We start from the raw sequence: 8,680 nt of genomic DNA on the forward strand, positions 1-8,680 counted from the left end.
CGAACAACACATCGGCGATCGCTAAACGTCACGGGCTGTTACGCGGAAAGGCTCAGTGGCCGTTCCGTTTTGCCGCTTGTTGATATGCTCGGCGAGCTCCCGCGCGAACTTCCGCGCCTCGTTCCGAAACTCCGCGCGTACCTGCGCGACCCGTTCCACGACCACGCCCGCGGTGTCCAACAGTTCCGCGGCGGGAACCGCGGTCTGGTGCTGGGCCGGCGGCACGATTTCGGCGCGCTCGCCTTCTACCTCAGAATACCGAATCATAGTCCACCTCACGGTCGCGGATCCTGCACCCGACATTAGGCTGTGCCGGGGATCAGGTCTGCTCATTTCTGAGCAGACCGGTGCCGGCGAAGCGGAGAACCAAAAGCGCCATCACCATTGCGACGAGTGCGAGCACCCCGCCGATGAAGAACACCCGGTGGAATCCGCCGACGAACGCATCCACCTGACGGTGACCGGCGGCCAGCAGGACGGAGGTCCGGCCACTGGAGACGGTGGAGAAGACCGCGAGGCCGACCGCGCTGCCGACCATGAGCGAGGAGGTGAACAGGGCCGAGGCCACGCCGGTGTTCTCGGGGTCCGCGTCGGCGGTGACCGCGACCGACAGCGGCACGTAGGTCAGGCCGAGACCCAGGCCGGTGATCAGCGTCGGACCAGCGATGTGCGCCCAGAAGCCGCCATGCACCGGTACGGTGGCCAGCCAGAACAGGCCCGCGGCGATCAACGGTAGACCGACGGCCAGGCTCGCGCGCACCCCGTCGCGCCCCTTGACCAGCGAGTTGCCGAGGCCAGAGGAGACACCGAAGCCAACCATGATCGGCAGGTACGCCAGCCCCGTGCGCAGCGCCGAGTAGCCGCAGACCTGCTGGAGGTACAGGGTCACGAAGAAGAAGCAGCCCAGCTGGGCCGAGCCGAACAGGACCGTGGTGGCGATGGATCCGGCAGTGTTACGCCTGACCAGCAGCCGCGCGGGCAGGATCGGGTCGTCGTGCCGCCGTTCCACCGCGATGAACACGAGCAGCAGTACGGCCGCGACCGCCAGCAACGCGATCGTTTGGGCGGAGCGCCAGCCGTGGGTCTCCGTGCCGATGACCGCGTAGACAAGGGCGAACAGGGTGAGGGTGATCGCTCCGGCCCCGAAGGGGTCCAGCTTCGGTGGCCGCTCCGAGCGGCCCGCCGCCATCACCCATGGGGTGAACAGCAGCACCGCGGCGCCGATCGGCAGGTTGATGATGAACACCCAGCGCCAGCCGACGCCGGTGGTCAGCGCGCCACCGATGAGCGAGCCGAACACCGAGCCACAGGCTGCCGCGGCGCCCCAGGCCGAGAGCGCGGAGGCGCGCGGCTTGCTCTCCGGGAACATCGTGATGATCAGCGAGAGCACCGCGGGAGCGATGGCCGCACCGCCCGCGCCCTCCACCACGCGCGCGAGGACGAGCTCCTGCGGGAGGGTCGAGAACACGCACACCGCCGAGGCGACGGTGAACACGGTGATGCCGATCATCAGCAGGCTGCGCCGGCCGAGGACGTCCGCGAGCCGGCCACCGAGCAACAGCAGGGAGCCGTGGGCGAGCACGTAGCCGTTGACCACCCAGGCCAGCGAGCCGTTGGTGAATCCGAGGTCGGACTTGATGGTGGGCAGCGCGACGTTCACGATCGTGGCGTCGACCTGGATCATGAACTCGGCCAGCAGGAGCAGTGGCAGCACTACGGGGCTGATCGCCGGGCGGCTCGCCGCCTGCGGTGGCGCCTCGTCCGCAGCGCCGCGCGGGGGCTGCCCCGCGGAGTCGTTCATCAGGACCTCTGCCATGGTTTACTCCAGCCCTTGTTCTGTGGTGCGTGTGACTCACCGCTTTGCGGGGCCCGAACTCGCGCCCGCCACGAGCGGGCGGGTCCACAGGTCGGTCAGGCGCGGCAGGACGCGCCCGGTGGGTCCCTCTTCGCGGATCCGCCCGTCAGCGAGGATCAGCACGCGGTCCGCGAGCCGGGCCGCGAGCGGAAGATCGTGGGTAACCAGCACGACGGCGAGATGTTCGAACTCGATCAGCCGCCGGAGCAAGTCGACTACCCCGGCCTGCACGCGCACGTCGAGGCTAGCGGTGATCTCGTCGCACAACAGCACGCGCGGTCGCGCCGCGAGCGCACGGGCGATGGCGACGCGCTGCTGTTGGCCGCCGGACAGCCGCCGCGGGCGGCGGGCGGCCACGGCCGGATCGAGCCCCACCTCTGTCAGCAGCCTGTCGCGCTCCTCGGCCGCCTCGGCGGCGGCCATCCCGCGCAGCACGCACAGCGGCCGCTCGAGCGCCGCGCCAACGCTGCGCCGCGGATTGAGAGTGCCCGCGGGGTCCTGGCTGATCAGCTGCACCGCGCCGCGCTGGGTGATGCTGCGGTCGCGCAGCCGGGCCGGCAGTGGCTCGCCGTCGAGCAGGACGGTGCCGGAGATCGGACGCTGATGCCCGCTGACGCAACGCAGCAGCGTGGTCTTCCCGGTACCGGATTCGCCGACGATCGCGAGGCATTCGCGCCGCCGCAGCTGAAGGCTCACGCCGTCCGCGGTCAGCCGCGCGGACCGGCGTGAACCGTGCCCTGCTGTCAGTTCCCTGATTTCCAGGAGCGGCGCGTCGGTCCGCGCCGAGGGCTCATCGACCCGGTCGGCCGCCTCGTCAAGGGATGGGACGCTGTCCACGAACCGCCGCGTGTAGTCCACGACCGGCGCGTCGAGCAGCGCGCCGGTCGGACCGTCGTCCACCGCGCGGCCGCGGTGCAGCACGACCATCCGGTCGGTGATCCGGCGGGCCGCAGTCAGGTCGTGGGTGATGAAGAGCATGGTCAGGCCGTACTCGGCGACGACCGCGCCCACCGTGTCCAGCACCACTCCGCGGTTGACCGCGTCGAGGCCGGTGGTTGGCTCGTCGAGGATCAGCACGCAGGGCCGGTTCGAAAGCGCACGGGCGACGGCCACCCGCTGCCGCTGCCCGCCGGACAGCTCGTGCGGGTACCGGCGCTGGAACGCCTTGTCGGCGGGTAGGCCCACCGCGGCCAGCCGTTCCTCGACGGCGGGATCGGTGTCCTGCGGAACGAGTTCGGTCAGCAGCGCTCGAACCCGCATCGACGGGGTGAGCGCGGAGGCGGGGTCCTGCGGCAGGTACGAGACGACTCCTCGCCGGTACGCGCGCAGCGGACGCGGGGCCAATCTGAGCACGTCGTGCCCGGCGACCTCGACGCGACCCCCGGCCACGCGCAGCCCGTCGCGCACCAGCCCGAGCATCGCGAGCGCCAGCGTTGTCTTGCCCGAACCGGATTCCCCGACCACGGCGACCCGCTCGCCCGGCGCAAGAGCGAGGTCGAGCCGGTCCACCACCACGCGGCTGGCGTCCGCGGTCTCGATGGTGAGTTCGTAGAGATTGATCATGCCTCGAACCTCGCGGCTACCATGTCGAGTGCGAGGTTGACGCCGATGGTCAGCAGGGCCAGCAGTGCACCCGGCACCAGCACGCCCCAGGGCGAAAGCGAGATCCCTTCGATGTTGGCGCTGACCATGGCCCCCCAGTTCGGCGTGTCCGGGCCGAAGCCGAGGAAGCCGGCCGAGGCGGTGAGCGTGATGGCCAGGGCCAGGCGGGCGCCCGCATCGGCGAGCAGCGGGCCGAGGATGTTCGGCAGGATCTCGCGCACCATGACGGTCGCGCGGCCGTCGCCGAGGGCCACCGCCTGGTCGACGAAGCCGAGGTTGCGCACCTGGAACGTGGCGCTGCGCGCTACCCGGGAGACCACCGGCACGCCGGTCAGCGCGACCACGGTGATCAGCGACCACGCCGAATAGCCCCAGCCGTCGAGCAGCGTAAGCAGCACGAGCACCGGCGGGAGCGCGATCAGCACGTCCTCGACGGCGGCGAGGACCTGCCGGGCCCGGCCGCCCAAATACCCCGCCGGAATCCCGAGCGCGCAGCCGAGAACCGCGGTCAGCAGGGTCGCCGCGACCGGGATCAGCACCAGCGCGCGGCCTCCGCAGAGCACCTGCGCGAGGACGTCGCGGCCCGCGCTGTCGGCGCCGAGCCACAGGCCGTGTCCTGCCCGAGCATAGGGCGCGGCGACGATCCGCGACGGCTGAATGTGCGGCAGCCGACTGCCGATGAGGGCCAGCATGGCGGCGAGCGCACCGGGCACGATCGCCGCGATGCGCCAGCCCGGCACCCGGCGCCGTCGCGCTGACGTGCCCCGGCCCGCGGGTGCCGTCTTCTGGGCGCGGGGCGCCGTGTCGGGCGCGGTGAGCGAGCCGCCGGTCATCGGGGCGTCCTCGTTCGCGGATCGGCGATCAGGCCGATGATGTCCGCGAGGATGAGCGCAGTTAAGATGATCGCGGCAAGCAGCAGCCCGGCGCCCTCGACCACCGGCGTGTCGTGCCGGGTGACCGATTCGGTCAGCGGCTGCGAGAGCCCCGGATAGGCGAACAGGCGTTCTACCACGGCGGTTCCGCCGACCAGCGCGCCCACCAGCCATGCCAGCGTCTGCGAGACCGGGCCCGCGACCGAGGGCAGCAGGTGGCGGCGCACCACGGCCCACTCCGACAGACCAGCGAGCCTGCTCGCCTCGACGTGCGGGCTGCGCGAGGCGTCCAGCACGGACGCACGCACGAGCCGTCCCGCCCAGGCGATGCCGAACGAGGCGAGCGCCGCAACCGGCAGCGCGAGTATCTTCGGCCGGGAAAAAGGCGTCTCGCCGAAGGGCACCAGCGAGACCGCCGGGAGCCAGTGCAGCCAGGTCGCGAAGACGAGCACCGCCAGCGAGACCAGCACGAACTGCGGGATGGAGACGAGGGTGACCGACGCGGCGGTGAGCAGGGTGTCCACCGCGCGGCCCGGCCGCAGCCCCGCGTACACGCCCACCGCCAGCGAGCCGAGCACGGTGAGGCCGCCAGCGAGGGCGACCAGGATCAGCGTGGCGCCGAGCGCGCTGCCGATCACCGAGGATACCGGCTCGTTCCGCACCCAGCTCTGCCCGAGATCGCCGCGCGCCGCGCGCCCGAGCCAGGCCAGGTACTGCGAGACCAGCGGCCGGTCCAGCCCGGCCGCATGGTTGAACTGCGCGATCTGGACGGCGCTCGCTCCTGGGCCGAGCACGGCCGTGGCGGTCTTACCCGGCACCAGGTTGCAGCACCCGAACAACAACAGGGACACGCCGAGCAGGGTGCCCAGCGCGGAGAGCACCCTGCCGGCGAGGGTTCGGACGAGACTCACGCCGTGACCGTGGCGGTGCGGAACACCGGCGTCGACTGCACGGTCTGCACCCTGCTGATCCCGGGGCGGGACGCGTCAAGCTCCTCCTGGAAGGCCCAGAGCAGGTCGCCGCCGGACCGGTGGAGATACTGCTGCAGCTCGTCGAACAGCGCGGCACGCTGCGTGGCGTTCGGCTCGGCCTGCGCCGCGGCGAGCTTCGTCCACCAGCTCCTGCCCAGGCCGGTCACGTTGAAGGGGGACCCGGGCGCGGTGACCGCTCCGAGGTGCACCTCGATCGGCCGGTTGTCATAATAGAAGGCCTGGAACGGCCGCTTGACGAGCGCGGCCAGGTCAGCATAGTAAGAGTGTGGCGGTATCTGGTTGAGGTTCAGCGTCACGCCGACCGCCGAGAGCTGCTGCGCGAGTAGGCGGGCGGCGTTGGTCATGCCTGGTACGATCTCCGCCGTGTCCAGGGTGAGCGAGCTGACCCCAGCCGCCGAGAACAGAGCGCGGGCCTGGGCCTGATCCTGATCGCGCCGCGGCAGCGACGTGTCATAGCCGCCCAAGCCCTTTCCCACGACGTCGTCGCCCACGGTGCCGAAGCCGAGCAGCGCGTTCCGGATCAGCGCGTTGCGGTCGGCGGTCATGCGCACCGCCTGCGGCACGCGCGGATCGTTGAACGGCGGGAGCGTGGTGTTCATGGCGAAGGACAGTGCGTTCGAGTTCGCTGCCCCGCCGCGGATCACGTTGATGCCGGGACTGGCCACGGCGGCCTGCGCGCCGACCGCGCTGATCGAGACGGCGTAGTCCACCTGCCCTGATTTCAGGGCACTGAGCCTGGTGTCGGCGTCGGCGATCTGCACCACGTCGAGCTCGGTGATCGTCGGCCTGGTGCCCCAGTAGGAGTCGTTGCGCATCAGCTTGATCGTGCCCTCGCTCTGCCCGGCGTACTTGAACGGCCCGGAGCCGATGCCCACGCTGAAGTTCGTCGTGCCCGCAGGGATGATCGGCGAGAAGATCGCCAGGATCGACTCGACGAAGTCGCCGCGGGCGGCCTTGAGCGGCACGACGACGGTCAGGTCGTCGGGTGTGGTGATGGCGGCGGTGTCCATGACCGCGAAGACCGAGGCTCGGTTGCTGTGCGGCGAGGCCAGGGTCTTGAAGGTAAAGGCGACGTCGGTGGCCCGCACCGGGGCGCCGTTGTGGAAGGTGGCGCCGTCGTGCAGCTTGATGGTCCACGTCGTGGCATCCCTGTTGGACGAAACCGACGACGCCAGGCCGAGGCTGTACCCGGAGCCGGTGAGATGGGCCAGCGAGTCGTAGAGGTGGTACATCACCACATAGCTGGCGCCATATCCCATTGTCCTGATATCGAGCCCTGAGCTACCGGTGGTGTCGGCAGCGGCTACGCGGAGCTTGACCGAGCCCGAGGACGCAGACGAGCTCGGGCTGCTCGAACTGCTGCAGGCGCCGAGCGAGAATGCGCCCACCGCGCCCGCGCTCACGGCCAGGAATCCGCGCCGGCTCACCATGAAATATCCCCCGTGTTCTCAGACCGCTGATGGACAACGTCCGCGGCGGGGCTACGGCCGGGAGCGCCGTACTGCGCGCGCAGCTCGCGCTTGAGCACCTTGCCGTTGAGCGTGCGAGGCAGCGGGCCGGACAGCACGATCCGCACCGGCCGCCGACGCTCGTCCAGCCGCGCGTCGAGGTGCGCCTCGAGCTCGGCCACCGTCGTCGAGGGCGCGAGGCGGGCGACCAGCAGCACGCGCTGGCCGTCCACCGGATCGGACACGCCGATCGCCGCGCACTCGCGCACCCCTGGGCAGCCGTACGCCGCCGCCTCCACCTCCAGCGAGGAGACCATCACGCCGCCGACCCGGATCACATCCACGACCCGGTCGAACAGGTGCAGCCGGCCCTCGTCGTCGAGGCGGCCCAGGTCGCCGGTGCGGTGCCAGCCGTCGACCAGCAGCTCGTCGGTGATCTCCGGCAGGTCGAGGTAGGTGCGCCTGGGCGCGGGCGTGCGCAGCCAGATCTCGCCGACGGCACCAGTCAGCGCGGGCTCGCCGTGCTTGTCCGCGATCTGCAACTCCGTGATCGGGCTCGGCCTGCCCACGCTCGTCGGGCACTCGGGATCGTAGACGTTCACCACCAGCGCCGGCCCTGCCTCGGACTGCGAGCAGGCCGTAGAGATCTTCACGCCGGGAAACATCGCGAGCAGGGTGTTCGCCGTCGCCGGGGCCAGCGGCGCCGAGCCGCACGCCAGCGTGTGCACGCTGGACAGGTCGTAGCGTTCGGTCAGCTTCCGCTCGATGATGTCCAGCGCGATGACCGGCGTGAGCATGACCGAGCCGACGCGCAGCGATGCGGCCAGTTCGCCCATCCGCTCCGTCGAACGCGGGTCCACAAGCACGACCACCGCGGGCGAGGACAGCGCGATGTTGATGACCGTGGCGCTGGTTCCGGTGCCCAGGACCATCGGCACGAGCATGTATTCGGCGTCGCCGAACTGCTTGAACCAGCTCGGCGAACGGCCGTAGGTCAGGTTGCCGTGCGGCACCTGGTACGCCTTGGGCAGTCCGGTCGTGCCCGAGGTGTAGTGGATGTCGGAGATGTCGAGTGGCGAGATCTCGACCGGCACCGGGTCGGTGATCCCCGAGTCGAGGTCGGCGGGAGTCGCCGTCCAGCCGCCGAAGTCGGCGGGCGCGGTCAGCGCCGGCGCGTGGATGATCCCCGCGACCCGGCACTGCGTCAGCCGACGGGCGACCTCGGCCGGCGCGAGGCCGGTGTTCAGGTGCACCGCAGTGGCCCCCGCCTTGAGCAGCCCCAGATAGGCGACCGCGTACGCCCCCCAGTCCATGCCCTCGAACAACAGGGCCACCCGCGTCCCGGTGCTCCCGCCGCGGGCCAGTAGCCCGTAGGCCACCGAGGTCGCGCGCCGATCCCACTCCGCGAAGGTGGGCCCGTCCACGCCGTCGACGTTGAACGCGACCGCGTCCGGCGTGGACTCGAGCCGCGCGGTCATCAGGTCCGGCACCACCATCATCGGCGCAGGCTGCCCGGCGCCGATGCCGGGCGCGGCGGTCACCTCGGCCGAGGTGCTGGAGCTCATGCCTGCTCCGCCCACCAGTCCCGCGCACCGCCCTCATCGGCGCCGAAGACCCGCCAGATCATGCCGTCGCGGATGACGTAGGCCCCGAACGCGACGATGTTCTCGCCTTTCACCGACATCGTGCTGCGCGTCATGATGGTGTCCACGGTGTGCACGTACTCGTTCACCTCGACGAAGGCCAGGCCCATCTTTTTGTAGTCGTCGAGGAAGGCACGCACCTCGCCGCGGCCCCGGAGCACCTTCTGGAACCGGGTCCACTCCACCTCCGGGTGGTAGAGCTCCATCAGCCCGTCGGTGTCGTCGGTCATCAGGCGCTGGACCATCTCGCTGAACACCGGATGCAGTT

Annotated in this window: 8 protein-coding genes; all 8 read right to left on the bottom strand. The window is 70.7% G+C overall.

Annotated features, from left to right (window positions below):
- Positions 1-21 precede the first annotated feature (21 nt).
- Positions 22-267: a DUF6039 family protein gene (locus AC08OX_RS11310; protein WP_476607777.1), complete on the bottom strand. Its 246-nt coding sequence runs from the start codon at positions 265-267 to the stop codon at positions 22-24.
- Between the two features lie 52 nt (positions 268-319).
- The gene (locus tag AC08OX_RS11315; protein WP_476607778.1) at positions 320-1,816 is read right to left on the bottom strand and encodes an MFS transporter; all 1,497 of its coding nucleotides are present in this window, start codon (positions 1,814-1,816) and stop codon (positions 320-322) included.
- Positions 1,817-1,852: 36 nt separating this feature from the next.
- Positions 1,853-3,418 (bottom strand): ABC transporter ATP-binding protein, encoded by a 1,566-nt coding sequence (locus AC08OX_RS11320; protein ID WP_476607779.1) that lies wholly within the window; start codon positions 3,416-3,418, stop codon positions 1,853-1,855.
- Positions 3,415-4,197: an ABC transporter permease gene (locus AC08OX_RS11325; RefSeq protein WP_476607780.1), complete on the bottom strand. Its 783-nt coding sequence runs from the start codon at positions 4,195-4,197 to the stop codon at positions 3,415-3,417. The genes AC08OX_RS11320 and AC08OX_RS11325 overlap by 4 nt, the downstream gene beginning before the upstream one ends.
- Before the next feature lie 89 nt (positions 4,198-4,286).
- The gene (locus AC08OX_RS11330) at positions 4,287-5,240 is read right to left on the bottom strand and encodes an ABC transporter permease (RefSeq protein ID WP_476607781.1); all 954 of its coding nucleotides are present in this window, start codon (positions 5,238-5,240) and stop codon (positions 4,287-4,289) included.
- Positions 5,237-6,751 carry an ABC transporter substrate-binding protein gene (locus AC08OX_RS11335; protein ID WP_476607782.1) on the bottom strand — a complete coding sequence of 505 codons (1,515 nt, stop codon included), beginning with the start codon at positions 6,749-6,751 and terminating at the stop codon, positions 5,237-5,239. The genes AC08OX_RS11330 and AC08OX_RS11335 overlap by 4 nt, the downstream gene beginning before the upstream one ends.
- Complete coding sequence (locus tag AC08OX_RS11340) at positions 6,745-8,334, bottom strand: class I adenylate-forming enzyme family protein (RefSeq protein WP_476607783.1); 1,590 nt, start codon at positions 8,332-8,334, stop codon at positions 6,745-6,747. The genes AC08OX_RS11335 and AC08OX_RS11340 overlap by 7 nt, the downstream gene beginning before the upstream one ends.
- Positions 8,331-8,680, bottom strand: a 350-nt coding sequence (locus tag AC08OX_RS11345; protein WP_476607784.1) for a nuclear transport factor 2 family protein, incomplete at its 5' end; no start/stop codon positions are given. The genes AC08OX_RS11340 and AC08OX_RS11345, both read right to left, overlap by 4 nt.

The sequence above is a fragment of the Frankia sp. CoBUL1 genome (assembly GCF_978021245.1).

What these genes read in the sequence shown, in the direction of transcription:
- AC08OX_RS11315 (WP_476607778.1), bottom strand. Translation starts at nt 1,816, where the DNA reads ATGGCAGAGGTCCTGATGAACGACTCCGCGGGGCAGCCCCCGCGCGGC.
- AC08OX_RS11310 (WP_476607777.1), bottom strand. Translation starts at nt 267, where the DNA reads ATGATTCGGTATTCTGAGGTAGAAGGCGAGCGCGCCGAAATCGTGCCG.
- AC08OX_RS11340 (WP_476607783.1), bottom strand. Translation starts at nt 8,334, where the DNA reads ATGAGCTCCAGCACCTCGGCCGAGGTGACCGCCGCGCCCGGCATCGGC.
- AC08OX_RS11320 (WP_476607779.1), bottom strand. Translation starts at nt 3,418, where the DNA reads ATGATCAATCTCTACGAACTCACCATCGAGACCGCGGACGCCAGCCGC.
- AC08OX_RS11335 (WP_476607782.1), bottom strand. Translation starts at nt 6,751, where the DNA reads ATGGTGAGCCGGCGCGGATTCCTGGCCGTGAGCGCGGGCGCGGTGGGC.